Genomic DNA, 25,926 nt, shown 5'->3' with positions numbered 1-25,926 from the left:
GGTGATGCACCTCCTTTAAAGGTTTTGTTTATCTGAAGCATTGCTTGTTTGCATACCTTCGTTCAGCCATCTATTAAACTCTTCCTTAGGAACAACCTTGAGCACAGCTGCCATCTTTGAATGCTGGGTTCCGCAGTATTCCCTGCAAAAGACCCAGTATTCCCCAGGTTTGTTTATCTGAAACCACATGTGGGTTATCCTTCCAGGTACAGCATCCTCCGTCACCTTGGCAGGATGAACATAGAAGGAGTGAATCACGTCCCTTGAAGTGAGAAGCACTTTTACAGGGGTTTCTGCGGGTATGTATGCCTTGAACATATCGTTAACCTCTTCTGGCTTAAGGTAGGTGTTTGTTTCAGGGTTTACCACGCTGTTGAAAAAGGAAAAGACCTTCTTACCATTAGGATAATCAAACTCCCAGCCCCACATGAAGGCAGTAACCTTAATTTCCATGGCACCTTCTGGAGCATTTCTCTGAACCCTGTAGAAGGCAAAGCTATGCGTTGCCAGGTATATGACCACTATGGTGGGGATTATGGTCCAGAGTATTTCAAGGGCCTTGCTCTCATGCACATGCTGAGCTTTTTCATTTACACCCTTCCTATAACGATACTTGATGAGGAAATAGGCTCCGGGGATGAATACGACGAGATAAATCACCACCGCTATAAAGAGCCATATCTCGTACATGGTCTGCCAGTAATTGGCAGGATAGGCAAGAATCTCCTTCATGGGTGCACCTCCTTTCTATTTCTGCTGTAAAGGTATGCAAGGGAAAAGGTTCCAAAGAGTCCCAGCAGGCCAAGACCTGCAAATATAAGAGTAGGGTCTATCACATACCTGCTCCTTGCGTGGTCATACCTGTAACAGGCGAGTATGGCAAGGTCAACGATGTTGTTTACCGAGGGTTTCTCCCTCTGAGCATCAACAAAGGCAAGGCTTATGTCCCTGTCTCTCAGGAATGCACCGTATAGATACCTCATTATCCTTCCCTCTGGAGACAGGAATATGGTTACGTTGGGATGTATAAATATCCTGTCCCTGTCTATGAAGTAGAACTTGTAGCCCAAAGACTGGGTCAGCTTCCTTATGTCCTCTTTTGAAAGAAGCCCCACGAGCCAGTTATCTGGCAGGTCTGTGGTGCCAAAGTTTCTGAGCATAAACTGTTTCATAGTTTCAATGTTATCCCTCTCGTCAAAGGATAGGACCAGGTATCTGTAGTCTCTGGGAAGATTTTTTGAGACTTTGTAGAGGTTTTCTGCAGTAATCGGGCAGACTGTATCACAGGTGTAGTAGGCAAAGAGAAGGGCTGTAGGCTTTCCGGATATGAACTCTCTCAAACTTACCTCTCCCTTTATGGTCTTTACGCTCACGTCTGGGACCTGTTTGCCTATGAAGAGGTCCTCCTGTATCTTTACAACGCTCACATCCTGCTCTCCATAGTAGCTTGTGTATCTGCCATATTCGTATGGCTCTCTGGCAAAGGTGAGGGATAAGAGCATGGCTAACAGAAGCAGAGGTTTCATGCCAGGCTACCTATCAGGTAGGCACTGCTTGCCACGAGAAGCCACATAATGTCCACAAAGTGCCAGTACATGGTTATTGCCTTGATGTAGGTGTGTCCCTTGTGCTCACCTGCCTTTCCCGTCAAAAGAAGGAACATGGCAACCAGCATGGTAAGAAGACCAACCACTATGTGAGAGGTGTGTATACCTGTGAGCATGTAAAAGCCAGTGCCATACATGTTGGAGCTGAGGGTAAAGCCTTCGTGCCAGAGATGAAGCCACTCCATAACGTGAATAACCATGAAGGCAGAGCCAAGGGCTATAGTAAGAAGAACAAAGAAGGCAGAAAGCCCATTCCTGCCTCTTTCAAAGAGCTTCTCCGCTATGGCTATGGTGGCACTTGATGCCCACAGGATAAAGGTAAGTATGACAGGTATGGTCAGGTTCATGCCCTTTGGGACCCACTGAGCCCACACATCTGCATGCGTTGCCCTTGCCATGTAAAAGCCGGCAAACATGGTTCCGAATATTACCACCTCAGACACTATAAAGAACATCATAGCGGGCATACCAAGCCCCTCTTCATGCCCCTTTGAGAAGAACTCGTTTATCCAACCCACTATACCCAGAACAAAGAGGACGAGACTCACGCCCCCAAAGATGAGAGCAAGCATGGGCTTCTGCCACACCATAAGGGCTATGAAGGTGAGCGGGATTAAGAGAACTGCAAGACCTACGGGCAGGGGCCAGTAGCTGTACTCGTGCTCTCCAAGGTGGTGGTGCACCTCGTGCTGTGCCATATTTTACCTCCTCTTAGCCTTGTAGGAGTAAAAATATTAATAAGTCCTGTCGCATACAATCAATCCACATTTGCTTATAGCATTATAAGAAAAACTTATACTACCTGACTTTGACCTCCTTTATCTTCTCCCTCTCTTCCTTCCAGCTCAGCTTCCTCTGCACGCTGACACTCAGGCTCTCCACCTCCTGCCATGGAAGGTCAATGTAGGTGGGGACACCATACACAAGGGCGTTTTTTGCCTGATAGGAAAGGACTCTTACCACCCTTGCAGACTCTCCTGTGGGAAGGGTTGCGTTCACTATTATGTAGAGCTTTGGGTCCCCCTGGTCTGCGGTGGGCAGGTTGTGGGGAACACCCAGGTTGGTTACCTTAAGCCTCAGAGTTTCTCCCCTTTCCAGCTCAAGGAGCACATCCTCTGGCTTTGCCTTACCAGCAGGAAAGCTGTGGTCATGTCTTGGCTTTTTGCTGTGGAAGTATTCAAAGGGAAACTTCTGAACGAGCCTTTTTTCTCCCATGGAGGGCATGTGGCAGTCTTGACAGGACTTCTGAACCTTTGTTAAATGCCATTCCCTGTATGTTTCCTGATGGCATCCTGCACAGAAGAAGGACTTTGTGTAGTTAAGGTCCTGCCGTGATGGATGAGGTGGAGACCATACTTTGTGGGGTCCGTGCATAGCCTTTGTCTGCTCTTTGAAATGGCAGGCAACGCAGGAAACCCCATCCTCTTTGAACTCAACCCTCAGGACGGGTTTTATCTCCGGGTCAACCTGATGGGGTGCGTGGCAGGAAAGACACTTGGTCTTTGTGTAATCCTCGCTTTCAAGCCTGAACTTTTCGCTCTTCCATGCCATGGCATGCCTGCTCTTTTCCCACTCTCTGAATATCTCCGCATGACAGTCAGAACATCTCTTTGACTGAGGTCTCTGAAGGAGGTCCTTCTCCACAAAAACATCACCGCAGGAGGTGAGAAGAAAAAAGAGCACAAAAAGGGCTGTCATTTTTCCCTCCTTGGATATATAATATTAACTTCACAGGCCCGGTAGCTCAGTTGGTAGAGCACCCGGCTGAAAACCGGGGTGTCGGCGGTTCAAGTCCGCCCTGGGCCATTTTCAGAAGTTCCACCCTTATCCTGTAGTCAAGGAGTATATCCAGAGGCTCACTTTTCATTTCGGGGTCAAGGAAGGGTATGGCATAAGGGGAAAGACAGAGCTTTCTTTTCTCATCCTTTTTGAGCCTTTCTTCACAGCCAAAACACGCTCCCGTTCCTCCCCTCTTCCTGCCCACGCCCTCCGTAGAAAAGAGGCTAAAGCCCAGCTCCTTCAGGGCCTTTCTCACAGGCAGGGAAGAGGTGTAAGAAACCCACACACCATCAGCAACCATAAGTCTCCTTACCTGAGCGAGAAACTGAAGGCTCCACAGCTCTGGATTTCTGTAAGGTGAAAAGCCATCATGAAAAACCGCATGGGCTTCAAAGTCTTTTATCTTCTTTATACTTTCCCTTGCATCCCCAAGGTAAAGCTTAAAACTTACACCATCTTCCTCAAAGCTGGGAAGCTTTTCCAAAATATTTTTGTGGATGCTTCTAAACTCTTTTGGCATTGGTGGAACTTGAGCAGGCACTTCCTTCTCAAGGGATATTATTTCAATCTCTATAAGTGGGTTTATCTCTTTTAACTTTTTGATGGCTACAGCCACATTATAGCCAAGTCCAAAGCCAATATCTAAGATGTTTATCCTTTTGAGGCTTTGTACCTTCTCCAAAAGTCCAGAAGGGTTAAAAAACTTTTCAAGACATTCCCTTATGGCACCGGCAGATAGGCTATGGTACGGTTCTCCGTAATGGGAATGCATAAGAGTAAAATCACCTTCCTGTGTTTTTATAATGCCAGACCCTTCAAGGGAAGGCTTTAACCAAGATTTTAGTTCTAAAACTATACTGCTTAATCTCTCTTCGGGTATATCTATGCCTTCTCTTGTTAAATAGACTTTTATAACCCTTTCAACCTTCATAATTCAATTATTTTAGACCTTGTAATATTTCCTTCTTAGTTCATCTATTACATTTTTATCAACAATGCCTTCTGCTACGATCTTTCCATTTATAACAAGGGTTGGCACGCATCTAATTCCATAGTTTTCAGCCAATTTACAGCAACTCCCATCTATACATTCACTTGCCCTATGAACCTCTAAATTCACCAAGGGGAAGCTCTCTCTTATCATGTTTTCCATCTTGTCGCAGAGTTTGCAATCCGCCCTAAAAAGCTCCCATTTCATAGCTTTATCATCTCTCTGTTTATGTAATATAGCAACCTTAGAATTTTGTCAAGGGAATTGCCCTGCGGGGGCTGTTTATAAACTGACCTTGTGAAAACAAATATAATTAAAATTTAACTAAGGCATGAAAAATTTTGAGTGGACGCCACATAGAATATTGCTGACTTCCTACTTAGTAGTAATACTCATAGGCTCCGTCCTTATATATCTTTCCACCACAAGACCTATAAGCTACTTGGACGCCCTTTTTACCGCCACCTCTGCCACAACGGTAACAGGCCTTGTGGTGCTTGACACGGAAAAAGACCTAAACTTCTTTGGAAAGGTTGTGGTATTGGCCCTTATTCAAATAGGTGGCCTTGGATATATGACCCTTACCACTTACTTTTTTATATCCCTTAGGAAGAGGCTAGGTTTGAGAGATAGGCTTATGCTGGCAGAGTCTTTTAACTATCCCGGTATGCATGGGCTTGTAAGGTTTATAAAAAGGATTATACCCATTGTTTTCTTTATTGAGTTCCTTGGCATGCTTGCCCTCTTTCCGCCTTTTCTGTTTAAACTAAGGGACCCAGCAAATGCCTTTTTTGCCAGCCTATTTCATTCTGTTTCCGCCTTCAACAACGCCGGCTTTTCCACCTTTTCTGATAACCTTATGGGTTTTAGGGGAAATGTATGGGTAAACTTGGTTATAAGCCTTTTGATAATCCTTGGTGGGTTGGGCTTTTATGTTATATACGAGCTAATACTCTACAAAAGGGGTGAGATAAGGAGGATTTCTACACATACAAAGCTTGTCTTTTTGTCTTCTTCCTTTCTTATTCTTATAGGCTTTATTTTCCTTCTTTTTGACCTGTGGCGCTTCAAAGATATGTCTTTGGGAGAAAAGGTGCTTGCAAGCTTCTTTCATAGCGTTTCTGCCAGAACGGCCGGCTTTAACACCATAGATATTGCAAAGCTTTCTGAGGCATCCCAGTTTTTGATAATAAACCTTATGTTTGTGGGAGCTTCTCCCGGTGGCACTGGTGGGGGCATAAAAACCATAACGGCTGTGGTGGTCTTTTTGGCTGTGCTTTCTTATATAAAGGGTAGGCAAGATGTGGTAGTCTTTGGAAGGAGGCTCATAGAAGTTCAAGTGCATAGGGCTATGGTTATACTTAGCTTGGCCTTTGCCTACAACACTATTGTGGCCATGCTTCTGGCAGAGATTGAAAACATAAAACTATTGCCCGCTCTCTTTGAGACGGTATCGGCCTTTGCTACTGTGGGGCTTTCTTTGGGCAATCCTAAGGGCCTTAGCCTCTCTGCAGACTTTTCTCCCTTGGGTAAAGGCCTTATAATTCTAAGCATGCTCATAGGAAGGGTGGGCCTGCTTGGCTTTATGCTTGCCCTTGTGGGTAAAGAAAAACCAACTCATGTAAAACTTCCTGAGGCGAGGCTTTTGATATGAAGAAGGTTTTTGGAGTTATTGGACTTGGAAGGTTCGGTTTTAACGTGGCAAAGACCTTGGCCGAAGGCGGTGCGGAGGTTATAGCCTGTGATGTGGATGAGGAGAAGGTAAAGGCCATAGCGGAGCTTGTATCTCAAGCCTTCATACTTGATGCCACCAATGAAAAGGCCCTAAAGGAGTCTGGCATAGCCAATGCGGATGTGGTGATAGTGAGCATAGGGGAAAACATTGAGGCAAGCATACTCGTGGTGGTTCAGCTCATGGAGCTTGGAGTGAAAGAGATAATAGCCAAGGCGGTCAACCCACTTCATGGAAGAATTCTTGAAAGGCTTGGGGTGAGCAGGGTAATACATCCTGAAAGGGATATGGCCATAAGGCTTGCCCATTCTCTTCTCATGGGTGGCTTTATAGAGGAGATACCCATAGCGGAAAACTACAGCATATTTGAAATGAAGCCACCGCAGAGACTTCACAACAGAACCCTCAGGGAGCTTGACCTCAGAAGAAAATACGATGTGACAGTGCTTGCCATAAAGAGGGGCGAAAGGTTCATAGTTAACCCATCAGCTGAGGAGGTAATACTTCCAGATGACATTCTGGTGGTATTAGGTAACAGGGAAAGGATAGGGGTTCTGTGATAATATAACAGAGATGCGCAGGCTCCTCCTGGCTCTTCCCTTAATCTTTATTGCGCTCCTTGTGCTTTTGCTCGCAGTAAGAGGAAACAGGGAAAACTACGCAGTGGCAAAGGAGGAAGAGGTAAAGATACTGGTTTACGGCTCCGGTTTTGCAAAGGCGAGCCAGTATGTGGTGGTAAGGGCTGAAGTTTCCGGACATGTGAAGGAAGTTTATGTGAAGGAGGGGGACTTTGTAAGAAAGGGGCAGGTGCTTGCCCTGATGGATGCAGGACCCCTGGAGGCGGGCATAAGGGAGGCATCAGAGAGGCTCAATCTTGTGCGTGAGAGGCTGAAGGAAGGCTCACCCTATCTGAGAAGCCTTGAAAATGCCGTTGAATCTTCACGCGTAAGTATGGAAAACAGCAGGAGGCTTTTTGAGAGAAGGGAAAGGCTCTTTTCACAGGGTCTTATACCGAGAGAAACCTATGAGCAGAGCAGAACTCAGTATGAACTGGCCTCAAAAGAGCATGAAAGGGCAAAAAGTAGCTACGAGGATGCCATAAACTCTCTCAGGTCTGAGGAAAGGGTGCTTCTGGCGGAGAGGGAAAGGCTCATAAGAGAAAAGGAAAAATACACCATAAAAAGCCCCATAGAGGGGTATGTGCTGAAAAAGTTTGTAAACCCCGGTGATTACATAAACCACATAAGTCAGGAAAACAGACTCTTTTCAGTGGGTTCAGGAGGATGGGAGGTATGGCTTGAAGTGGATGAGGAGTATGCCAGTATGCTGAAGGAGGGACAGAGGGTTCTTCTAAGGGTGGATGCATACCCTGAAAGAAGTTTTGAGGGAAGGGTCTTTCAGGTAGTAAGGGAAGTGGACAGAAGCAGAAAGCTCATAACGGTAAAGGTAAGTGCAGAACTGCCAGAAGACCTTCCCAACGGCTCAACGGTGGACGGTCAGATAGAGGTGGAGAGGAAGAGAGCTCTTCTCATACCGGCGGTGGCTTACAGAGAAGGGCATGTGCTTCTTTACGACGGGGTGAGAAGGGTAAAGACTCCCGTAAAGGTTGGGAGGAGATACGGAGAGTATTTTGAGGTATTAGAGGGACTCAGGCCGGGTGACAGAGTAATACTGCCATGAGACATGTGCTCTTTGTTGCCTTCAAACTTCTCCTTGAAAGGAAAAGACAGACGCTTGTTTCTGTGGTTGGCGTTTCCATAGGAGTTTCCGCCTTCATAGTGATGAGCTCCCTTATGCTTGGTTTTCAGAACTACTTTATACAGCAGGTCATAGACCTAGAGCCACATATAAGGATAAAGCCGAGGGAAGAGCATCAGCAGGTGGAGGCTACAGCCCTTCTTCTTGGTGAAAAACCCAGGGAAAAGGACAGAATACTGGGATGGCAGGATTTGGTGCAGAGGCTTGAGGACAACTCGGAAGTTCTGGGTGTGGCACCCAGGCTCGTAAGCAGAGGAATCCTCAAGTATGGAGTAAAAGACAAGCCAGTAACTCTTCTGGGTATAGACCCACAGAGAGAGCCAAAGGCCTCCGTAATAGAAAGATTTCTGGTTCACAAAAACCTGCGAAGGCTTGAGACAAACAGAACCGGTGTCATAGTTGGTGCATTGGTGGCGAAGAGTCTGGGCATTGAAGAGCTGGGTAAAAAACTCCTTCTTGTGGCACCTAACGGGCAGACTATTCTTGTGACTGTAGAGGACTTTTTTGAATCTGGCATTACAAACATTGACGATACCAGGGTTTACATAAACATAAAGACCCTTCAGGGACTACTCGAGAAGGAAGGTGAGGTAAACGAGATTGTGCTGAAAATAAGGGACGTTAACCTGGCTGAGAGGCTGTCAAGGAAACTTCAGAGCTCTATAACTTACGAGGTAGAAAGCTGGCAGAAGGCATACAGAAACTTTCTTGGTATCTTCAGAATCCAGAATATCATAACCTACATGATTGTCTTTGCCATACTCACCGTGTCCGCCTTTGGAATCTTCAACATAATAATGATGACAGTCCTTGAGAAAAAGAAAGACATAGCCATACTCATGGCTATGGGCTTTACAAGAAAGGATGTTCTGCTCATCTTTATGCTTGAAGGTTTCGTAGTGGGAGTGCTTGGAGCCCTTCTGGGCTCGGTGCTTGGCTTTGGACTTCAGGAATACTTGGAATCTGTAAGGCTTGACGTGGAAGGGCTTATAAGAACAAGGGGCTTTGTGCTTGACAGAAGTCCTATCTTCTACTTCTACGCACTTATTTTTTCCCTCTTCTTCTCCCTTCTTGCCAGCCTTTATCCCTCCTACAGGGCAAGCAGACTCAACCCGGTGGATATATTCAGAAGCCAATGAAGGTGTTGGAGCTCAAAGGTGTAAAAAAATCCATAGGTCAGGAGCAGATTCTAAAGGGTATAGACCTGAGCATTCTGAAAGGGGAGTTTGTTGCCATAATTGGAGCCAGCGGTTCTGGGAAGAGCTCCATGCTCTACATCATGGGTTTGCTTGACAGACCAACAGAGGGCCATGTTTTTTTTGAAGAAGAAAAGATTGACTTTTCAAATGAGAAAAGGCTCTCAGAGATAAGAAACAGGAAGATAGGCTTTGTATTTCAGTTTCATTACTTAATACCTGAGTTCACCCTTCTTGAGAACGTGATGCTTCCGGCGGTGAAGATGGGTATGCATAGGAAAGAGGCAGGGGAAAGGGCTTACGAGCTCCTGAAGAGGCTTGGTCTTGAAGGAAAGGAGAGAAGAAAGATTTATCAGATATCTGGAGGGGAAATGCAAAGGGTCGCCATAGCAAGGGCACTCATAAACAGGCCCTCTGTAATACTTGCTGACGAGCCAACTGGAAATCTTGACAGCAAAAACACCCAGAAGGTGATGGAGATATTCAGAGAGATAAACTCGGAAGGGACTACCATAGTCATGGTAACCCACGAGCTGGAGCTTGCCGAGCTCTCCCAGAGGATAGTGGAGATGAAAGATGGTGCAATTTTAAGATAAAAATATAAGAATATTAATACTTGACATATGATATGGAATGGCTTATGATTATAAGTATGATTTTAATCAACAGGAGGTGAAGCCATGGGAGACCTCACTCGTAGAGACCTTATAAAGGCTGGTGCTCTGAGCCTGAGCGCTCTTTCCAGCCCTGCCTTCTCTGCCATAAGGGTCTTTGAACCGGTTGTAAAGGTGGAAAATCCACTCTCCTACTATCCAAACAGAGACTGGGAGAGATTTTACAGGGACATATACCGTTCTGAATCATCTTTTGTCTTTCTCTGTGCCCCCAACGACACACACAACTGTCTGCTGACAGCCCATGTGAAGAACGGAGTAATAACAAGGATAGAGCCCACTTATAAGTTTGGTGAGGCAACGGACATATACGGGCTTAGAGCTTCCCACCGGTGGGATCCGAGGTGCTGTAACAAGGGCATAGCCCTTATGAGAAGGTTTTACGGGGACAGAAGGGTAAAGGGTGCAATGGTGAGAAAGGGTTTCTACGAGTGGTATAAGGCTGGTTTTCCAAGAGACCCCAAGACAGGAAAGCCCCCAGAGAAATACTTCCAGAGAGGAAAGGATAAGTTCATAAAAGTCACATGGGATGAAGTGGCAGACATAATCGCAAAGACGCTCATAAACATAGCAACCACCTACTCTGGGGAGGAGGGAAGAAGAAAACTTGAAGCACAGGGACATTATCCTAAGCCGATGATTGACGCAATGGAGGGTGCGGGCACCAGAGTTCTCAAGTTCAGGGGTTCAATGCCCTTCCTCGCAGTTGTAAGGTATACATCTCCTTACAGGATGGCAAACATGTTGGCTCTTCTTGACAGTCACATAAGGGGTGTCGGACCAGATAAAGCTCTTGGTGGAAGGGGGTGGGACAACTACGCCTTCCATACAGACCTCGCACCCGGGCATCCCATGGTTTCTGGGCAGCAGAACGTAGAGTTTGACCTATGCATGTTTGAACATTCAAAGCTCCTCATACTATGGGGCATGAACCCCTTTACCACAAAGATGCCTGACTGTCACTGGCTAACAGAGGCAAGGATAAAAGGTTCCAAGGTTATAGTCATATCCAACGACTATTCACCCACGGCAAGGTCTGCAGATGAGCTTATTGTGGTTAGGACTGGAACGGACACAGCGCTTGCCCTGTCAATAGCCTACGTGATAATGAAGGAAAAACTCTATCAGGAAAGGTATGTGAAAAGCTTTACCGATATGCCCCTACTCGTCAGGATGGATAATGGAAAGGTTTTGAGGGCAATGGACATTATACCCAACTATCAACCCAAACCACTTAAAAAGGCTGTTACCTTTAAGCCCGGTGAACCCCTCCCGCCCTTCTACAAGCAGGACAAGCAGTACATACCAGAGTCAATAAGGCATAATGATATGAACGACTTTGTGGTCTGGGACACAAAGACAAATTCTCCAAAGGTTATAACAAGGGATGATGTGGGTGAGGACTTCTGGAAACTTGGTATAGACCCTGCCCTGACCGGAAGCTATAAGGTTAAGACAGTTGATGGTAAAGAAATTGAAGTAAAGCCCCTCTTTCAGGTTTACCTTGAGTTCTTTGAAAGCAATTACACGCCCAGGCAAGCTGAAATGATAACTGGCGTTCCAGCAAAGAAGATAGAGTCCCTTGCAAGGGAGATAGCAAAGCATCCAAGAAACATGAAGCTGGCTCAGGGTATGGGTGTAAACCAGTATCAGCATGCAGACCTGAAGGACAGGGCTATGTATATGATATGTGCCCTGACCGACAACATCGGTCATGAAACTGGAAACATAGGTTCATATGCAGGAAACTTCAGGCTCGCTCTGTTTAACGGGGCACCACAATATCTTGCAGAGGACCCATTCAATGTAGAACTTGACCCCAAAAAGCCTGCAAGGGTTAAGTTTTACTGGAAGCCAGAATCCGCCCACTACTACTCCCACGATGACCACCCCCAGTATATGGGTGAACATCTCATCACCGGTAAAACACACATGCCAACGCCCACAAAATTCATATGGTTTGTTGATGCTAACTCAGCCCTTGGAAACGCCAAGTGGAAATACAACATAATAATGAACACTCTTCCAAAGATTGAGTGCATAGTTACCAACGAATGGTGGTGGTCTCTTACCTGTGAATACTCGGACATAGTCCTTGGTGTGGATGCATGGAATGAGAACAAATACTGGGATATAGCAGGCTCTGTTACAAATCCCTTTGTGTACGTATGGCCTAAGACAGGGCACAGGAGGTTCTTTGACACAAAGAACGATGCAGAAACCTTTGCCCTCGTTGCCAACAGGCTGACAGAACTTACAGGTGATGAAAGGTTCAGAAACTACTGGAAGTTTGTCTTAGAAGGAAAGCAGGATGTGGTTTATGTTCAGAGAGTTATAGACGCTTCATCAAACTTGAGGGGATACAGGCTTGAGGATATAGCCAAGAAAGCCCATGAAGGCATACCATCCCTGATAATGACGAGAAGTTATCCCAAGTATGTGGGTGAAGACCAGACAAAAGAAAATATGCCATGGTATACCAAGAGCGGAAGGCTTGAGTTTTACAGAGAAGAAGATGAGTTTATAAATGCTGGAGAGAACCTTCCAGTATACAGAGAACCCATTGATTCAACCCATCACGAACCCAACGTAATCGTGGCAAAACCATATCCACTTTTGAAACCCAAGAAACCAGAAGATTATGGAGTAAGCAGCAAGGATGCCCTACTGAGCACAGAGTGGAGGCAGGCGAGAAATGTGCTTGTAGAACCGGAAAAGCTACCTGGAACAAAGCATCCTCTCATAGTAACTGTAGGAGCAACCCACATAGTTCACACGCCCAAATACAGGCATGCAGCACATACAACAACGGGGGACACGGATGTAACCACTCTTCTTTTTGGACCCTTCGGAGACATTTACAGACACGATAAGAGAATGCCCTTTATCTCCGAAGCATACATAGATATAAACCCTAAGGACCTTCAGAAAATGGGCATACAGGATGGCGACTATGTTTACGTGGATGCAGACCCTCAGGATAGACCCTTTGAAGGCTGGCAAAAGAGAAAAGAGGATTATGAGGTTGGTAGACTTCTTTTAAGGGCACGGGCTTCCAACAACACACCGCCAGGCTGTGCCAAGATATGGTTCAACATGTATGGCTCTTCCCATGGAACTGTAAGAGGAACAAGGGTAAGAAGGGACGGTATGGCAAAGAACCCGGATACAAACTACCAGTCACTATACAGGTGTGGAAGCCATCAGTCCGTTACAAGGGGATGGTTTAAGCCCACATACCAGACCGATACTCTTATAAGAAAGAATCTTATGGGTCAGATAATAGGAAAGGGCTTTGAGCTTGATGTGCACGGACTTATAGGAGCTCCAAGAGAGGGCTTCTGCAGGATAAGCAAGGCGGAGGACGGTGGCATAGGTGGAAAGGGTATGTGGAGACCTGTAAAACTTGGCTTTAGACCTACAACAGCTTCAGAAGCCCTCAAGAAATACCTGCAAGGTAAGTTTGTTTGAAAGGAGGTGAGCCATGGCGCACAAAGCCTACAACTGGCAACTTAACAGGGAAGTTAACTATCCCTACGAGCCCAAGAGACCAAAGAAACAGTTCGCGATGGTTATGGACCTCAACAAATGCATAGCCTGTCAGACATGCACAGTAGCCTGCAAGACCACATGGACACCCGGAAGAGGTCAGGAGTATATGCTCTGGAACAATGTGGAGACAAAACCTTGGGGCTTTTATCCTCTCGGCTGGGATATAAAGCTTCTTGAACTTCTTGACGGTAGCAAGAAAACTGTCTTTGATGCACCAGAAGGAGAAATAGTTCTCGGATGGAAGCCTGATGAGCTTGACTGGATGTATCCAAACGTGGGTGAGGACGAGGTCAACGAGCCAGTAGATGTGGGGACTGTCCTTGAAAACCTACCCCATCCAATATGGATGTTCTACCTTCCAAGAATATGCAATCACTGCACCTATCCTGCATGCCTCGCCGCCTGTCCAAGACAGGCAATATACAAGAGGGAAGAGGATGGAATAGTACTCATAGACCCAGAAAGGTGTGAGGGTTATCAAGAATGCATAAAGGCCTGTCCTTACAAGAAAACACATTTCAATTTTGTGGCAAGAATCTCTCAGAAGTGTATCGGATGCTTCCCAAGGGTTGAAGATGGCTACCAGCCTCAGTGCGTCATAACCTGTATAGGTAAAATAAGGCTCATGGGCTTTATAAGCCCACCTGAAAAGGCAAGACCTGAAAACCCTATAGACTTTCTGGTTCATGTAAAAAAAGTTGCACTGCCAATATATCCTCAAAGTGGGCTTGAGCCTAATGTTTATTACATACCGCCCATAAATGTTCCTGTTAGCTTTCTAAAACAGATGTTTGGGCCTGGTGCAGAACATGCAGTGAAGACATACATGGCTATGAGAGAAGGTAAAGAGCCGGAACTTCAAGCACTTCTGCACCTCTTTGGCTCAACCCCCAGAATACCTCATACCTTCAAGGTAGATAAGAAAGAGGTCGTGGCATACGATGAAGCAGGAAAGGAGATAGTCAGAGTTCCAATGGTTGAGCCTGTTCAATTCAGACCTCACAAAGATGAAAAGCTTGATGTGGTGAGACAGGATATACCTTAAGGAGGTGAGCCATGAGATACACGAAAGCCTTAATCTTAGGGCTTATTTTTTCGGGTGTTACCTTTTCTCAGGAGATGGTATGTAAAAGGGTAAAAAGCCTACCCCTGGACCCATTTGATAAGGTTTGGGCAAGCGTCAAGCCTTTAGATGTTTCTCTCAGTGGTCAGGCTGTAACTGTTCCGATGGAACTTAAACCTTCAGTAACAAGCATTGCTGTAAGATGTCTCAACGATGGGAAAAGTATAGCCTTTCATATGACCTGGTCTGATAAAACTGAAGACAGGTTTCACCTCATCGGTAAATTCTCTGATGCTGTGGCGGTTCAGATTCCTTATAAGCCTTCTGCAGATGTTCCGGTAACCATGGGAGACAAAAGTCAGAGAGTTCTAATACTACACTGGAGTGCCTTCAGACAAGAGAATATAGAAAAAGGTTATTCCGACACTGCGAAGATATATCCTAATTATGCCTATGACTGGTACCCACACGCAGATCCACCTTATAGGTATCCTGAGAATTGGGCAAACCAGTATGCTTTGAATTACATAGGCGGTGAGAAGGTCTTCAGAAAGAACACCTTTAACACACCAGTAAGGGAAGTGATTGCAGAGGGGTATGGTTCTTCCACATGGAAAGATATACAGGGGGCAGAGGGCAAAGGTGTTTACAGGAATGGAAAATGGCATGTGGTTATAAAGAGGGTTTTTGTAGAAGAGAGCACTTCAAACCCTGAATGGGGACCTGGCAAGGAAACCTTCGCCAGCTTTGCAGTGTGGGATGGAGCCAACGGAGAAGTGGGGGCAAGGAAGTCTCTAAGCTATTCATGGATAAGGCTAAAGGTGGAGTGAGATGGAACTTTATAAAGCCTTCCTTTACAAGTTTATATCGCTGGCTTTTGAATATCCAGGGGAGGACTCCCTGAAGGCTTTAAAAGAAAGTCTTGAGGACCTCTCCCTGAGCCTTAGAAACCTTGGCATTGATTTTGATGTAGAAGCTCTGAAAGCATGTCTGCAGGAGTACGAGGGAGAAGAAAGGCTTTTGGACCTCCAGTGCGACTGGAATTCCCTTTTTGCCACATCTCTGAAGGCGCCCAGCTGGGAGACTGCTTACGAGCTTGAAAAGGCAGGAAGGAAAGCTCAAGAGCTTGCGGACATAGAAGGTTTTTACAGAGCCTTTGGTCTTGAAGTAAGGCAGGGATACGAGCCGGATGGATTAATTCCTCAGCTGGAATTTTTGAGCCTTTTGCTCCTGAAAAAGGTCCATGCGGACGAGGCAGAAAAGGCGGAGATAGCCAGCAAGGGCTACGAGTATTTCTTTAGAGACCACCTCGGAAGGTGGTACAGACTCTTCTGCCAGCTAGTTGAAGAGGAAACTCAGGAGGAGTACTACAGGCTCATGTCAAAGCTGATGCGTTCTTTCCTTGACAGAGAAAGGCAAGAGATAGGAGTTGTGCTTGACCTTATAGAGTACAGAAAGGAAATGCTTGAGGGTTCCACATGGGAGTGCGGTATAGAAGGCAAGACACCGCAGATGTTTATCAATCAAAAAGCTCCACCGCCCTCCTGAGAACTTCCTCGAGCTCATCCTTGCTGGGCATCTCTGCGTAAACTCTTATGAGGGGCTCAGTGCCGGAGGCTCTGAATAGCACCCACCCGTCGTTTTCAAAGACCAGCTTGAGACCATCAAGGGTTATGACCTTTGAGACCTTCATGTTCCCGAGCCTCTCCGGTGGGTTCTTTATGAGTTCCCTGAGCTTCTGCTTTTTGTCCTCCTCCGCATGAAAGTCAACTCTTTTGAAGTGTGCTTCCCCGTAGTTTTTGAATATCTCCTCTATCACTTCAGAGAGAGGTTTGTCCTTGAGCATAAGGAGCTCAAGTATGTTAAGTCCAGTGAAAAGCCCATCCCTCTCTGGAAGAAAGTCCACAATGCCGTAACCACCGCTTTCTTCTCCCCCGAATATGACCCTTTCTTTCAGGATTACCTCGTTTATGTTTTTAAAGCCCACAGCCACTTCTTTCAGCTCCACACCTTCAGTCCTGCATATTCTGTCCGCAAGGTATGTGGTGGAGACGGTCTTTACTACAACACCATTCCTCATACCCTTGTTTCTGAGAAGATGATAAAGAAGCAGAACGTATATCAGCTGGGCGTTCACAAAGCTTCCCTTATCATCCACAAGGGCTATCCTGTCCCCATCCCCGTCGTTGGCTATGCCAAGGTGAGCTTTCAGAGCCTTCACTTTGAGCATAAGAGGTTCAAGGTGCTTCTCCACCGGCTCTGGCGCATGCCCTCCAAAGAGGGGGTCCCTGTAGCTCCTTATCTGATGCACCCCTATCCTCGTGCCGGAAAGCACATGGGAGTATGTTCCCAGAGCAGAGCCATACATGGCGTCGTGCACAAGAAGCATGTCCTTCTGTGAGAAAAGTTCCATGTTTACCCTGCTCTTTACCTCCCTTGTGTATTCGCCCCAGACGTTTACATACTCGGGCTGGAACTTTTCAGGCTTTACAACTTCTGCAAACTTCAGCTCTTCCTCCACCTGCGCTATAAACTCCGGCGTGGCGGAGCCACCAAAGGAGTCCTTTATCTTGTATCCGTTATACTCTGGAGGGTTATGGGAGGCAGTTATCACAACCCCATTGTCAAAGCCCATATACTTGACAGCAAAAGAGACCATGGGCGTGGTGCAGGCTTTGTTGGTAAGAAAGCACTCAAAGCCAAGCGCTCTGAAAACCCTGTAGACCTCGAGGGCGAAGTGCTCGGACATAAAGCGGTTGTCATAGCCCACTACCACCTTCTTCTTTCCCTGTTTCTGAAGAACTCTTGCATGGGCATGGGCAACTTTCCTTACATTTTCAAAGGTAAAGGAATCACCTATTATGGCTCTCCAGCCGTCGGTGCCGAATTTAATCATTTTTGACCTCCCTGCGGTATGTTTATAATGGGTGTCATTCTGGTATCGTAGGGCAGAAGTATTATGGTGTTATTCTGACTTCTGGCATACTCTTGGATGTTCTCTATGAACTTCCACATAAGGTATTCCCTCGTAAGAGAACCTGCTATTATTCTGTTCGCCTCTGCTATACCCTGTGCTTCCACTTTTTTCCTTTCGGCCTCAAGTTTTTCTTTCTCTAAGAGAAACTGCATCCTCTGAGCTTCTTCGTAGGCCTTCCTTTTTTCTTCTATAGCTTTGACCACACTCTCTGGAAGTCTTATATCTCTTATGAGCACATCCTCAAGAAGCAAATATCTTCTCGCAAGCTGTCCGGCCACTTCTCTCTTTATTCTCTCCTGCAGTTTCTGTCTTTCCTGATAGACTATAGAACTTTCCATTTCAGCTATGGCGTCTCTTACTGCTGTTCTCACTATCTGTTTTATTACCTTTTCTTCATAGTCTGGTCCGTATTCTCTTATAAGCTCCGGAGCTTTTTGGGCATCAACCCTGTAAAGCACCGCTACATCCATGTTTACAGGCAACCCATCCCTTGAGAGAGTGCTTATAGGGTTCTGTTTTTCTCGGGTGAACTCTACAGCCCTTGTTCTTATCTCAACCTTTTCAACTGTCTGCAGAAGTGGAATCCTCAAGTGCAGTCCTTCCACTAATGGGGTCGGGTCAATCTTACCAAGTGTTCTCTTAACCCCTACAAAGCCAGACTGAACTATTACAAGAGGGTTACCCGCAAGGACAAGAAAAAGTATTAGTAATATAAAGACTACAAAGTATCCCACAGACTTAAAGCCATCAAAAGCAGAGCCTTTCACGCTTAACTTCTCCTCAAAAGAAATTATAATTTAGACCTGTATATGATAGCGCAGGATACATTGAAGGAAGCTCTCAAAAGGAACAGGCTGAAAAGCGAGTCCTTTGGAGATTTTGAATACCTCCGTTTTACCGATGACTTTAAAGACATTCCAAGGGGGACAGTCCTTTTCAAAGACACCGTCATTTGGGGCTATCCCCACATAGGGAGGATATTCCAGCTCTCCACGGGCATTCCCGAGCAGTTTGAAGCCCCCTTCTGGGTGGAGGAGAAGGTGGATGGCTACAACGTGAGGGTTTTTATGCACGATGGTGAGGTCTATGCCCTTACGAGGGGTGGGTATGTGTGTGCCTTCAGCACCGACAGGGTTCTTGACTTTGTGGACAGGAGGTTCTTCGAAGATAATCCTGACCTTGTGCTCTGTATGGAGGTGGCAGGTCCTGAAAATCCCTACGTGGAGGAAAGCCCACCTTACATAAAGGAGGACATCAGATTTTTCCTCTTTGACATCATGCGTAAGAATTCTCAGGGGTTTCTGCCCTACAGAGAAAAGCTAAGGCTCATCGAAAAATACGGTCTTCCCAGCGTGGAAAGGTATGGTCTGTACACCCCCGAGCAGGTTGAAGACCTTAAGGAGCTTCTCAGAAGGCTAAACGAAGAAGGGAGGGAAGGCGTTGTTATGAAAGAGGACTCAGAGAGGGATAAGAGGGTCAAATACATAACAAGCTACGCAAACCTGAACGATATAAGGATAACCTCGCTCAACATGCTCGGTCTTCCTGCGGATTACTACACCAACAGGCTTCTCAGGCTTGCCCTCTTCATAGAAGAGGAGGGGCTTAAGAAGGATGAGGAGCTGTATAGAGAACTGGGGGAGGCTTTTCTCACAGGTCTCTTTGAGGCATGCAAGATGGCAAGAGAAGAGGGAAAGGTGCGCAGGGTTTTCAGATGCAGGTTTAGAAAAAGGGAGAATGCGCTCGTATTTCTGGAGCAGATAAAACATGCATCCGTTCACATACAGGTAAACCAGTTAGCCCTGAGACAGGAAGGAGAATTCTGGCTTCTTGAGTTTGAAAAGGTCTTTCTTAACATGACTGGGCTTCTGGGGCATTTACTGAAGGGCGGCTCCCTGATAGATTAAGTTCTTACGGTCTGGCTTTCAAGTATAAACCTGAAGCCTCTGGGGTCTATGAGCTTTATTCCCACCTTGTCCGCCCAGCTTCTGAGCCCCTCATCACCGGAGACTAATATACCATCAAGTTCGTAGGCAAGCAGCAACACATCAAGGTCCTCCTTACTGTCTATTATGCCTGTCCTCAGAGCCTCTCTGTATTTGTCTCTCAGCTTGTTTATTAACTTTCCCACATCTTCCTGTGAGAGCTTTCCTGCCTCCTTTGTGTGCTCTTCCGCTATGCGTAGCCCCTTGTTTATCCTGTATCTTACCTCTTCTATAAACTCGTAGAGAAACTCTGCGGGCACCATCAGGTTGAATCTGCGGGGGGAACGAATCCTGACTGCCAGTTCAAACTTTGGCTTCAGGCTCCCGAGTTCCACCATCTTGTTGAACTCCTCATACACGGAGGTGGGCATGTAGAACTGTGCCCTGCTGTGAGAAGCAAGCGTAATAAAGTTTTCTATGGCTCCAAGCTGGTCTTTTTCGAACTGAGAGTAGACATCTGGATTGGTAAAGACGCTGGTGTCAAGCACAAAGATGTCCATTGTTTTTAATTATATTACCCTCTGTATTCCTCAACAGCTTTTCTGACCACCTCGTAGGGCACTTCCAGCCCGGTCCATATTTTAAAGCTTTCCATGCCCTGATAGAGAAGCATGTCAAGTCCGTCCTGAAAGGGACAGCCCTTTTCCATGGCAGCCTTCAGAAGGGGCGTCTGACTGTATATTATGTCCATCACTCTGTGCTCCGGTCTGAGAAGACCGTAATCAAAGATGGGAGGGTCGTCGCCTCTGAGACCAGAGGAGGTGGTATTTACAATAAGCTCTACTTCCTCAAGCACCCTTTCCACGCTCTCTACAACCCTGCATCCAAAGTGCTCGCAGAGACTTTCTGCTCTCTCCCTTGTCCTGTTCCACAGGAAAACCTCCGCCCCTTCAGCCCTGAGAGCATAAACTATTGCCCTCGCAGAACCCCCAGCACCCAGCACGAGGGCTTTTATTCCAGAGAGCTCGGGAGTCAATTTTCTGACAGACTTCAGAAATCCTATCCAGTCGGTGTTGTAGGCGTATATTCCCTCCTCTGTAACCTTCAAAGTGTTGGCAGAGCCTATGGCTTCAGCATGCCTGTCTTTGAAGTCTGCAAGCTCAAGGGCTCTTTCCTTGTGGGGGAGTGTGATGTTGACACCTCTTATGCCAAGGGCTTTTAGACCACTCAGGGCAGGCTCAAAGTCTTCAGGTTTTACCTCAAAGGGGACATAAACAGCATTGATTGAAAAGTGCTCAAAGGCTCTGTTCTGAAAGACTGGAGAAAGGGAGTGCTTTACGGGGTAGCCCAGTATACCATGTACCTGCGTCCTTCCATCAAGGGTCATCCAATCTGATACTTGGGTTGAAGAATTTCCACCTTTTTGACCCAGCTGAGATTACCCTTTATTGCCATGTCCACCACGTTTTTCACGCTTACGTCCGCTATTGGACAGTCGGTGCAGCCGCCCTCAAACTGAAGGTAAACCTCACCTTCCCTTATGTCTACCACCTTTAGGTCTCCGTGGTGCTCCTTAAGGGCTGGTCTTATTCTTTCCAGTATCTCTTCCACCTCTCTTAGCTCATTCTCCTTCATGATTAATCCTCCAGCTGTCTGTATAAATCTTGTATCTCCTGCCAGAGATTTCCCTGAGCTTCATCATCCAGGTCCATCAATCTGCAAAAACCCTTAAGGGTCAGCTTATCAGCCACCACATCCTCAATATCCTCCTCCTCAAGGGTGCGATAGCCATACCTCATGAGGATTTCCCTTGCCTGGGGAAAGTTTTTGAGAAGCTCCATAAGGTTGGTGTCCAACGTGATTCTTTCCTTCATGTTTCCTTTACCTTTTTCACAAAGAGATGATACTCGCCATCTTCCTCATAAAGCCCGAGAAACTCCTGACCTGTAGCCTTGCACCATGCAGGTATGTCTTCCACCACACCCGGGTCATCTGCCACAAGCTCAAGCACCTGACCAACCTGCATGGTCTTTATGACCTTTGCAGTCTCCGCAACGGGGACTGGACAGAAGGTCCCCACCACATCATGAACCACGTCCGGTTCTATGTTTTCAATTCCCATGCTTTGCTCCCTGTCTGTTATATATTTTAAGAGATTCCACAATTTCTTCCTGGGCTGGTTTTCCCCGGAGGGTTTCCTCCTTAGAATTGAAGTTTATAACCACTTCACAAGGTTCATTTTTTGAATATCTTGCCACAATATCTGCCACCAGCTTTTTCTCCTCATCCCTGAGCTCCCCCTTTATGAGGGCAAAGGTGCCCTTCAGGTCCTTTCTGTAGGCGTGGCTGTAGCGGTTTCTGAAGCCCATGAGAAACCTGACTTCCCCCTCGTTCCTTGCAGTTATAAGCCTTGCACCCGAGGGTAGCCTGAAGTGCCTCCCCACAGAAAAAAGCACAAGGTCATCTCTGGTAATGGTGCCTTCCATCTCAAAGGCTTCGCGAAACCTGTAGGCGTAGTTTTCATCTGTAAGATAACAACAGCCTCCAGCTGGCTGCTGGTATTCAAGACTGTATTTCTTGGCAAGGGCTATCTGTTTTTTTCTTCCTCTTCCGCTGATGCCGAGCAGTCTTTCCCTGTCAACCCAGCCTAACCTTTCGGGTATGGTCTCAGGAAGGAGCTTTGCAGAGAGGGGTCTGAGGATGTAGCCCTCAAGCCCGGCTTCCTTCTCTATGAGCATGAGCCTTTCAAAGGTCTGGCTCATGGGCCTCTGTCCCAGCACCTCGCCGGTGACCACAAAGTGGTAGTCCTCTTTCTCCATTATTTCTTTTGTCTTCCTGAGCATGAATATGCGGCAGTCCACGCAGGGGTTTACATTTTTTCCGTAGCCATACTTTGGGTTGAGAATCACATCAAAGTATTCCTGCGACACATCCACCATTTCAATGGGAACATGAAGCTGGGCTGCTGCCCTGAGTGCAGGGTTGACATACTGCGACCCGTCTTCTCTCTTCAGGCCAAGGCGTCTCTTGTGCTCTGTGATGCAAAAGCCAGTGTAGAAGTGAAGGGCCTTAACCTCAATGCCTTGGTCCTGAAGGAGGCGGACCGCTAAACTGCTGTCCAGCCCTCCAGAAAAAAGAGCAACAGCCCTTACTTTCATGTGGAAAGAAATTCAAACTCTCTGCTTTCTTCCTCTTCCTCCTCGTAGCAGTCAGGTATCCTCATGGCTTCTTCAATTCTGCCCTGCTTGAGGAGGTAGTCCTTTATGGCAACGTGCAGTGTCTCAAGCCCCAGGTTTGTGCAGTGTATCTTTTGTGGAGGGAGGCCACCAAGCTCGTCAAATATGTCCTTGTAGGTCAGGTTAAGGGCGTAGGTGAGTGGCTTGCCCTTTATCATCTCTGTCAGCTGTGAGGAGACCGCTATGGCTGAGCCGCAGCCAAAGGTCTTGAACCTCACGTCCTCTATAACATCGTTCTCAGGGTTTACCTTGAGGGTGAAAAGCATGGCATCACCACAGGCTGGATTGCCACACTGACCTATGGCATTGGCATCCTCAAGCACACCCACATTCCGTGGGTTTAGAAAATGGTCAAGCACCTTCTCGCTGTATTCAAACATCTTAACACCTCCTTAACATTGTTCAATTAGAATATGATAGTTTTGTCCAGACTTGCTATGACCTTTATCAAAGATATGGCTTACATAAATTTCTTCACCAGAGACCCGAAAGTGCTACTTAGCCTGTGGTCATCCTCAAGCTCAAGAAACTCCTTGACTTTAACCTTTCTGGTAAATAGCCTTGAGTGTTCCACCGGAACCATACTGTCCTGTCTGCCATGAAAGACATAAATCTCGTAGGGAAGTTCTGAAGGAAAATCCACCTCACCATCCCTGATTATCTCATAGCCCTTCTGAATTATGTCTACAGCAAACTCCCTGTTTATGGTTATTTCAAGTCCCGTTTCACATTCCTCAAAACTTAAATCCTCCTTGCCTTCAAGCCAGCTTCTGCACTTTTCCTCCCCTACTTCCCTTACGGTAAGCCCGAGGGTTGAGTAAGAGGGGGCAAAGAGAAAGACCTTGCTCACCTTTTCTGGTCTGTAGAACCTGAGATAGTTGAGGGACACATAACCACCGTGTGAACTTCCCGAGAGCCATACAGTGGAAAATTTCCGGGAAAAGCCCTGCACAAGGACATCAAGCACCTCAAGGACTCTGCTGGTGGTAGTGGTCTGGTAGTCCATATCCATGGCAAATAGGGAAAATCTACCCTGAAGGCTCCTTTCTCTCAGGACCTCCAGCTTGCTACCCTTTACGTTGCTGGCAAAGCCGTGAAGGTGTATTAAAATAACCTCAGGGTTTGTGAGCTCGTAGATGAACATAGGGGAAATTATAGAGGATTTGGAAACAAGAAGAAAGGTTTTTCACCTTTTTGCCCTGCTTTTATGGTTGGTTCCGCTGGGCTTTTTTCCCGCATGGCTAAGCTTTTTGCTGTTCCTTGGCGTATTGGGGGTCAACCTTCTTACTGTGATGAAGGCCTGGAAAGACAGGTTCAGGCTATACTACCAGCTTGTTTACAGGCTTGAAAGGGAGAAAAACCTATCAAAGCCAGGCATTCAGGCTCTGTGGGCAAACCTGGGCATATTCCTGGTTTTCATCCTCTTTGGAAGAGAGCCTGCCATAGTCTCTGTGGTGGTTCTTGCAGTGGGGGATGCTTTTGCCAGCATAGTGGGGATTAGGTATGGAAGAAGGAGGATTGGAGAGAGAAGCCTTGAGGGGACGCTTGCCTTTTTCCTTTCAAGTTTTCTGGTGCTTCTGCCCTTTGTGGAGATGTGGAAGGCTCTCGTAGTCTCTTTTCTTTCTGCAGTTGTTGAGGCTCTGCCTGTAGGGATTGACGACAACTTCACAGTGCCCTTGACTGCAGGCTTTGTATACTGGATAATGCTTTAAGCATGTTGATAAGAGAAAGGGTTGGGCTTTCATCCTATACTACCATAGGAGTTGGCGGTAAGGCAAAATACTTCGCCCAGCCAGACAGAGAAGAGGATTTAAGATACTTACTTTTTTTTGCACAGGATAAAGGTCTTGAAGTCTTTATCCTCGGCAGGGGTGCTAACACCATATTTGGAGATTTTGATGGTCTCGTTATAGGCATGAGGAGTTTCAAGGCTCTGAGGGTAAAAGGGGAAGGCGATAGCCTTTACATAGAAGCTCAGGCGGGGGTGCCTCTTTCGGAGCTTGTAAACCTTTCCCTGAGGGAAAATCTTGAGGGTTTTTACAGGCTTGGGGGCTTTCCTGCGACGGTTGGGGGCGCGGTAGCTATGAACGCGGGAGCCTTTGGTTATGATATAAGCGCGCACCTTGTGGAGGTGAGCTTTATGGACTGGGAGGGGAGGGTTCACAGGGCAAAGAAGGAGGAGCTAAATTTTACTTACAGAGGCTCTCCCTTTCCGGAGCTTGGTATGGTGTTTCTTGCCAGCTTCAGGGTGCCACTCAGCAGGGCAGATGTGAGAAAAGAGTATGAGCTTATAAGAGAGAGAAGAAAACGGACACAGCCCATAAACATGCTAACGAGCGGGTCCACCTTCAAAAATCCTCCGGGCGATTATGCGGGAAGGCTTTTAGAAAAGGTAGGTATGAAGGGCTTCAGGGTTGGAAGCATTGCCTTCTCAGAGCTTCACGCCAACTTTCTTGTAAACTTGGGCGGAGGGAACTACGAGGAGGTGGTTAGAATAATAGAAGAGGCCAAAAGAAGGGTCTTTGAAGAGTTTGGTATAAACCTTGAGGAGGAGGTAAGGCTCGTTGAAAGTGGTAGTGCTTATGGGAGGAAGGTCTGCAGAGCGTGAGATTTCTCTAAAAAGCGGTCAGGCGGTGCTCAGAGCCCTTCAGGAGCTGGGGCACGAGGCTATACCCCTGGACCTGACTGACGACCTCTGCGAGAGACTGAAGAATATAAAGCCTGACAAGGTTTTTATTGCCCTTCACGGTCCCTACGGGGAGGATGGTAGGGTTCAGGGGCTTCTTGACATACTTGGAATTCCCTACGTGGGCTCTGGAGTTCTCGGAAGCAGTATAGCCATGGACAAGGATATTACAAAAAAGGTGCTCTCCTTTCATGGTATCAGAGTGCCACGCTGGGTCTGCATAAGGTCCGAAGAGGAAGAGCTCAGATGGCATATATACCCTGCAATCGTAAAGCCTGCTGACCAGGGCTCAAGCTTTGGACTTTTCCTCGTGAGGGATGAAGTTGAGGCGAGAGAGGCTATAAAAAAGTGTCTTGAACTTTCAAAAAAGGTCATGGTGGAAGAGTATATAGAGGGCAGAGATGTAACCGTGGGGATTCTGAAAGAAAAAGCACTGCCGCCGGTGGAAATAAGGCCAAAGAGGGGAATATACGACTATGAAAGTAAGTATACTAAAGGCATGACAGAATACCTTTTCGTGGAGGATAGAGACCTTGCTGAAAGACTTCAGGAAACTGCACTTCTTGCCCACAGATTACTTGAACTCAAAGACCTTTCAAGGGTCGATTTCAGGATAAGCGAAGACAACAGGCTCTACCTTCTGGAGGTAAACACCCTACCGGGTCTGACAGAACTGAGTCTTTTCCCCATGGCTTGCAAAAAGGCAGGACTTGATTTTAGAGAGTTGATAGATATGTTATTATTTTAATC

28 protein-coding genes, 1 tRNA gene and 1 pseudogene are annotated in these 25,926 nt (G+C 46.6%); 14 read left to right on the top strand and 16 right to left on the bottom strand.

The genetic code is table 11. The features are described 5' to 3' along the window. Window positions 1-15: 15 nt before the first annotated feature. The 4 genes from coxB to ACKRDP_RS02270 all read right to left on the bottom strand — a co-directional run bounded on the left by coxB (window position 16) and on the right by ACKRDP_RS02270 (window position 3,305). Window positions 16-732 carry a cytochrome c oxidase subunit II gene (coxB, locus tag ACKRDP_RS02285; RefSeq protein WP_409153132.1) on the bottom strand — a complete coding sequence of 239 codons (717 nt, stop codon included), beginning with the start codon at window positions 730-732 and terminating at the stop codon, window positions 16-18. After that, entirely contained in the window at window positions 729-1,526 is a 798-nt protein-coding gene (locus ACKRDP_RS02280; RefSeq protein ID WP_409153131.1) for an SCO family protein, read from the bottom strand. The genes coxB and ACKRDP_RS02280 overlap by 4 nt, the downstream gene beginning before the upstream one ends. Beyond that, entirely contained in the window at window positions 1,523-2,305 is a 783-nt protein-coding gene (locus tag ACKRDP_RS02275) for a cytochrome c oxidase subunit 3 (RefSeq protein ID WP_409153130.1), read from the bottom strand. The genes ACKRDP_RS02280 and ACKRDP_RS02275 overlap by 4 nt, the downstream gene beginning before the upstream one ends. 100 nt (window positions 2,306-2,405) lie before the next feature. Further along, entirely contained in the window at window positions 2,406-3,305 is a 900-nt protein-coding gene (locus ACKRDP_RS02270) for a multiheme c-type cytochrome (RefSeq protein WP_409153129.1), read from the bottom strand. 35 nt (window positions 3,306-3,340) lie between these two features. Between ACKRDP_RS02270 and ACKRDP_RS02265 the strand changes: the two genes are divergently transcribed. Next, a tRNA-Phe gene (locus ACKRDP_RS02265) sits at window positions 3,341-3,413 on the top strand. Between the two features lie 160 nt (window positions 3,414-3,573). Here the strand turns inward: ACKRDP_RS02265 and ACKRDP_RS02260 are convergent. Then, window positions 3,574-3,906: pseudogene (locus tag ACKRDP_RS02260) on the bottom strand (MnmC family methyltransferase); the annotation flags it as partial. Window positions 3,907-4,329: 423 nt separating this feature from the next. Beyond that, window positions 4,330-4,584 carry a thioredoxin family protein gene (locus tag ACKRDP_RS02255; protein WP_409153128.1) on the bottom strand — a complete coding sequence of 85 codons (255 nt, stop codon included), beginning with the start codon at window positions 4,582-4,584 and terminating at the stop codon, window positions 4,330-4,332. A gap of 124 nt (window positions 4,585-4,708) precedes the next feature. Between ACKRDP_RS02255 and ACKRDP_RS02250 the strand changes: the two genes are divergently transcribed. The 9 genes from ACKRDP_RS02250 (at window position 4,709) to ACKRDP_RS02210 (ending at window position 15,900) form a co-directional block, all read left to right on the top strand. Next, complete coding sequence (locus ACKRDP_RS02250) at window positions 4,709-6,031, top strand: TrkH family potassium uptake protein (protein ID WP_409153127.1); 1,323 nt, start codon at window positions 4,709-4,711, stop codon at window positions 6,029-6,031. Continuing rightward, complete coding sequence (locus tag ACKRDP_RS02245) at window positions 6,028-6,669, top strand: potassium channel family protein (protein WP_409153126.1); 642 nt, start codon at window positions 6,028-6,030, stop codon at window positions 6,667-6,669. Before ACKRDP_RS02250 ends, ACKRDP_RS02245 begins: the two co-directional genes overlap by 4 nt. Before the next feature lie 13 nt (window positions 6,670-6,682). Next, window positions 6,683-7,789, top strand: a complete 1,107-nt coding sequence (locus tag ACKRDP_RS02240; RefSeq protein ID WP_409153125.1) for an efflux RND transporter periplasmic adaptor subunit — start codon at window positions 6,683-6,685, stop codon at window positions 7,787-7,789. Further along, complete coding sequence (locus tag ACKRDP_RS02235) at window positions 7,786-9,006, top strand: ABC transporter permease (protein WP_409153124.1); 1,221 nt, start codon at window positions 7,786-7,788, stop codon at window positions 9,004-9,006. Before ACKRDP_RS02240 ends, ACKRDP_RS02235 begins: the two co-directional genes overlap by 4 nt. After that, window positions 9,003-9,659 carry an ABC transporter ATP-binding protein gene (locus tag ACKRDP_RS02230; RefSeq protein ID WP_409153123.1) on the top strand — a complete coding sequence of 219 codons (657 nt, stop codon included), beginning with the start codon at window positions 9,003-9,005 and terminating at the stop codon, window positions 9,657-9,659. The genes ACKRDP_RS02235 and ACKRDP_RS02230 overlap by 4 nt, the downstream gene beginning before the upstream one ends. Window positions 9,660-9,743: 84 nt before the next feature. After that, window positions 9,744-13,208 carry a dissimilatory nitrate reductase subunit NarH gene (gene narG, locus ACKRDP_RS02225; protein ID WP_409153122.1) on the top strand — a complete coding sequence of 1,155 codons (3,465 nt, stop codon included), beginning with the start codon at window positions 9,744-9,746 and terminating at the stop codon, window positions 13,206-13,208. A gap of 13 nt (window positions 13,209-13,221) precedes the next feature. Next, on the top strand, window positions 13,222-14,334 hold the full coding sequence (gene narH / locus ACKRDP_RS02220; RefSeq protein WP_409153121.1) for a dissimilatory nitrate reductase subunit NarG: 1,113 nt from the start codon (window positions 13,222-13,224) through the stop codon (window positions 14,332-14,334). Window positions 14,335-14,345: 11 nt separating this feature from the next. Beyond that, window positions 14,346-15,182: an ethylbenzene dehydrogenase-related protein gene (locus tag ACKRDP_RS02215; RefSeq protein WP_409153120.1), complete on the top strand. Its 837-nt coding sequence runs from the start codon at window positions 14,346-14,348 to the stop codon at window positions 15,180-15,182. A gap of 1 nt (window position 15,183) precedes the next feature. After that, a complete protein-coding gene (locus tag ACKRDP_RS02210; RefSeq protein ID WP_409153119.1) occupies window positions 15,184-15,900 on the top strand; it encodes a TorD/DmsD family molecular chaperone in 717 nt (238 codons plus the stop codon). On the opposite strand, the gene ACKRDP_RS02205 is transcribed toward ACKRDP_RS02210, so the two are convergent. Further along, the gene (locus ACKRDP_RS02205) at window positions 15,872-17,248 is read right to left on the bottom strand and encodes a phosphoglucomutase/phosphomannomutase family protein (protein WP_409153118.1); all 1,377 of its coding nucleotides are present in this window, start codon (window positions 17,246-17,248) and stop codon (window positions 15,872-15,874) included. The genes ACKRDP_RS02210 and ACKRDP_RS02205 overlap by 29 nt on opposite strands. Beyond that, window positions 17,245-18,096, bottom strand: a complete 852-nt coding sequence (locus ACKRDP_RS02200; protein WP_409153117.1) for a prohibitin family protein — start codon at window positions 18,094-18,096, stop codon at window positions 17,245-17,247. The genes ACKRDP_RS02205 and ACKRDP_RS02200 overlap by 4 nt, the downstream gene beginning before the upstream one ends. 42 nt (window positions 18,097-18,138) lie before the next feature. Between ACKRDP_RS02200 and ACKRDP_RS02195 the strand changes: the two genes are divergently transcribed. Beyond that, window positions 18,139-19,236, top strand: coding sequence for an RNA ligase (locus tag ACKRDP_RS02195; RefSeq protein ID WP_409153116.1), 1,098 nt, complete (start codon window positions 18,139-18,141; stop codon window positions 19,234-19,236). On the opposite strand, the gene ACKRDP_RS02190 is transcribed toward ACKRDP_RS02195, so the two are convergent. From ACKRDP_RS02190 to ACKRDP_RS02155, 8 genes are all read right to left on the bottom strand, one after another. Beyond that, complete coding sequence (locus ACKRDP_RS02190; protein WP_409153115.1) at window positions 19,233-19,814, bottom strand: RNA ligase partner protein; 582 nt, start codon at window positions 19,812-19,814, stop codon at window positions 19,233-19,235. The two genes, ACKRDP_RS02195 and ACKRDP_RS02190, sit on opposite strands and share 4 nt — an antisense overlap. 14 nt (window positions 19,815-19,828) lie before the next feature. Continuing rightward, on the bottom strand, window positions 19,829-20,641 hold the full coding sequence (gene aroE, locus ACKRDP_RS02185) for a shikimate dehydrogenase (protein ID WP_409153114.1): 813 nt from the start codon (window positions 20,639-20,641) through the stop codon (window positions 19,829-19,831). After that, window positions 20,638-20,889 (bottom strand): NifU family protein, encoded by a 252-nt coding sequence (locus ACKRDP_RS02180; protein WP_409153113.1) that lies wholly within the window; start codon window positions 20,887-20,889, stop codon window positions 20,638-20,640. The genes aroE and ACKRDP_RS02180 overlap by 4 nt, the downstream gene beginning before the upstream one ends. 2 nt (window positions 20,890-20,891) lie before the next feature. Beyond that, window positions 20,892-21,128, bottom strand: coding sequence for a DUF1858 domain-containing protein (locus ACKRDP_RS02175; protein WP_409153112.1), 237 nt, complete (start codon window positions 21,126-21,128; stop codon window positions 20,892-20,894). After that, window positions 21,125-21,376, bottom strand: coding sequence for a sulfurtransferase TusA family protein (locus ACKRDP_RS02170; protein WP_409153111.1), 252 nt, complete (start codon window positions 21,374-21,376; stop codon window positions 21,125-21,127). The genes ACKRDP_RS02175 and ACKRDP_RS02170 overlap by 4 nt, the downstream gene beginning before the upstream one ends. Next, window positions 21,366-22,412 carry a hypothetical protein gene (locus ACKRDP_RS02165; protein WP_409153110.1) on the bottom strand — a complete coding sequence of 349 codons (1,047 nt, stop codon included), beginning with the start codon at window positions 22,410-22,412 and terminating at the stop codon, window positions 21,366-21,368. The genes ACKRDP_RS02170 and ACKRDP_RS02165 overlap by 11 nt, the downstream gene beginning before the upstream one ends. Further along, complete coding sequence (locus tag ACKRDP_RS02160; RefSeq protein WP_409153109.1) at window positions 22,409-22,870, bottom strand: iron-sulfur cluster assembly scaffold protein; 462 nt, start codon at window positions 22,868-22,870, stop codon at window positions 22,409-22,411. The genes ACKRDP_RS02165 and ACKRDP_RS02160 overlap by 4 nt, the downstream gene beginning before the upstream one ends. An 80-nt stretch (window positions 22,871-22,950) precedes the next feature. Then, on the bottom strand, window positions 22,951-23,634 hold the full coding sequence (locus ACKRDP_RS02155; RefSeq protein ID WP_409153108.1) for a YqiA/YcfP family alpha/beta fold hydrolase: 684 nt from the start codon (window positions 23,632-23,634) through the stop codon (window positions 22,951-22,953). On the opposite strand from ACKRDP_RS02155, the gene ACKRDP_RS02150 reads away from it, so the two are divergent. The 3 genes from ACKRDP_RS02150 to ACKRDP_RS02140 are packed head-to-tail and all read left to right on the top strand — an operon-like array spanning window position 23,627 to window position 25,924. After that, a complete protein-coding gene (locus ACKRDP_RS02150; protein ID WP_409153107.1) occupies window positions 23,627-24,202 on the top strand; it encodes a diacylglycerol/polyprenol kinase family protein in 576 nt (191 codons plus the stop codon). The genes ACKRDP_RS02155 and ACKRDP_RS02150 overlap by 8 nt on opposite strands. Window positions 24,203-24,204: 2 nt before the next feature. Continuing rightward, window positions 24,205-25,098: a UDP-N-acetylmuramate dehydrogenase gene (murB, locus tag ACKRDP_RS02145; protein ID WP_409153106.1), complete on the top strand. Its 894-nt coding sequence runs from the start codon at window positions 24,205-24,207 to the stop codon at window positions 25,096-25,098. After that, the gene (locus ACKRDP_RS02140; RefSeq protein WP_409153105.1) at window positions 25,061-25,924 is read left to right on the top strand and encodes a D-alanine--D-alanine ligase family protein; all 864 of its coding nucleotides are present in this window, start codon (window positions 25,061-25,063) and stop codon (window positions 25,922-25,924) included. The genes murB and ACKRDP_RS02140 overlap by 38 nt, the downstream gene beginning before the upstream one ends. Window positions 25,925-25,926 lie beyond the last annotated feature (2 nt).

Origin of the sequence: Pampinifervens navoyensis, assembly GCF_046159715.1 — a bacterium.
Classification (GTDB): domain Bacteria; phylum Aquificota; class Aquificia; order Aquificales; family Aquificaceae; genus Pampinifervens.
Note: the sequence above shows the minus strand (reverse complement) of the source record. Positions and strands in the feature narration are given on the sequence as shown.

What these genes read in the sequence shown, in the direction of transcription:
- coxB (WP_409153132.1), bottom strand. Translation starts at nt 732, where the DNA reads ATGAAGGAGATTCTTGCCTATCCTGCCAATTACTGGCAGACCATGTAC.
- ACKRDP_RS02280 (WP_409153131.1), bottom strand. Translation starts at nt 1,526, where the DNA reads ATGAAACCTCTGCTTCTGTTAGCCATGCTCTTATCCCTCACCTTTGCC.
- ACKRDP_RS02275 (WP_409153130.1), bottom strand. Translation starts at nt 2,305, where the DNA reads ATGGCACAGCACGAGGTGCACCACCACCTTGGAGAGCACGAGTACAGC.
- ACKRDP_RS02270 (WP_409153129.1), bottom strand. Translation starts at nt 3,305, where the DNA reads ATGACAGCCCTTTTTGTGCTCTTTTTTCTTCTCACCTCCTGCGGTGAT.
- ACKRDP_RS02255 (WP_409153128.1), bottom strand. Translation starts at nt 4,584, where the DNA reads ATGAAATGGGAGCTTTTTAGGGCGGATTGCAAACTCTGCGACAAGATG.
- ACKRDP_RS02250 (WP_409153127.1), top strand. Translation starts at nt 4,709, where the DNA reads ATGAAAAATTTTGAGTGGACGCCACATAGAATATTGCTGACTTCCTAC.
- ACKRDP_RS02245 (WP_409153126.1), top strand. Translation starts at nt 6,028, where the DNA reads ATGAAGAAGGTTTTTGGAGTTATTGGACTTGGAAGGTTCGGTTTTAAC.
- ACKRDP_RS02240 (WP_409153125.1), top strand. Translation starts at nt 6,683, where the DNA reads ATGCGCAGGCTCCTCCTGGCTCTTCCCTTAATCTTTATTGCGCTCCTT.
- ACKRDP_RS02235 (WP_409153124.1), top strand. Translation starts at nt 7,786, where the DNA reads ATGAGACATGTGCTCTTTGTTGCCTTCAAACTTCTCCTTGAAAGGAAA.
- ACKRDP_RS02230 (WP_409153123.1), top strand. Translation starts at nt 9,003, where the DNA reads ATGAAGGTGTTGGAGCTCAAAGGTGTAAAAAAATCCATAGGTCAGGAG.
- narG (WP_409153122.1), top strand. Translation starts at nt 9,744, where the DNA reads ATGGGAGACCTCACTCGTAGAGACCTTATAAAGGCTGGTGCTCTGAGC.
- narH (WP_409153121.1), top strand. Translation starts at nt 13,222, where the DNA reads ATGGCGCACAAAGCCTACAACTGGCAACTTAACAGGGAAGTTAACTAT.
- ACKRDP_RS02215 (WP_409153120.1), top strand. Translation starts at nt 14,346, where the DNA reads ATGAGATACACGAAAGCCTTAATCTTAGGGCTTATTTTTTCGGGTGTT.
- ACKRDP_RS02210 (WP_409153119.1), top strand. Translation starts at nt 15,184, where the DNA reads ATGGAACTTTATAAAGCCTTCCTTTACAAGTTTATATCGCTGGCTTTT.
- ACKRDP_RS02205 (WP_409153118.1), bottom strand. Translation starts at nt 17,248, where the DNA reads ATGATTAAATTCGGCACCGACGGCTGGAGAGCCATAATAGGTGATTCC.
- ACKRDP_RS02195 (WP_409153116.1), top strand. Translation starts at nt 18,139, where the DNA reads ATGATAGCGCAGGATACATTGAAGGAAGCTCTCAAAAGGAACAGGCTG.
- ACKRDP_RS02190 (WP_409153115.1), bottom strand. Translation starts at nt 19,814, where the DNA reads ATGGACATCTTTGTGCTTGACACCAGCGTCTTTACCAATCCAGATGTC.
- aroE (WP_409153114.1), bottom strand. Translation starts at nt 20,641, where the DNA reads ATGACCCTTGATGGAAGGACGCAGGTACATGGTATACTGGGCTACCCC.
- ACKRDP_RS02180 (WP_409153113.1), bottom strand. Translation starts at nt 20,889, where the DNA reads ATGAAGGAGAATGAGCTAAGAGAGGTGGAAGAGATACTGGAAAGAATA.
- ACKRDP_RS02175 (WP_409153112.1), bottom strand. Translation starts at nt 21,128, where the DNA reads ATGAAGGAAAGAATCACGTTGGACACCAACCTTATGGAGCTTCTCAAA.
- ACKRDP_RS02170 (WP_409153111.1), bottom strand. Translation starts at nt 21,376, where the DNA reads ATGGGAATTGAAAACATAGAACCGGACGTGGTTCATGATGTGGTGGGG.
- ACKRDP_RS02165 (WP_409153110.1), bottom strand. Translation starts at nt 22,412, where the DNA reads ATGAAAGTAAGGGCTGTTGCTCTTTTTTCTGGAGGGCTGGACAGCAGT.
- ACKRDP_RS02160 (WP_409153109.1), bottom strand. Translation starts at nt 22,870, where the DNA reads ATGTTTGAATACAGCGAGAAGGTGCTTGACCATTTTCTAAACCCACGG.
- ACKRDP_RS02150 (WP_409153107.1), top strand. Translation starts at nt 23,627, where the DNA reads ATGAACATAGGGGAAATTATAGAGGATTTGGAAACAAGAAGAAAGGTT.
- ACKRDP_RS02155 (WP_409153108.1), bottom strand. Translation starts at nt 23,634, where the DNA reads ATGTTCATCTACGAGCTCACAAACCCTGAGGTTATTTTAATACACCTT.
- murB (WP_409153106.1), top strand. Translation starts at nt 24,205, where the DNA reads ATGTTGATAAGAGAAAGGGTTGGGCTTTCATCCTATACTACCATAGGA.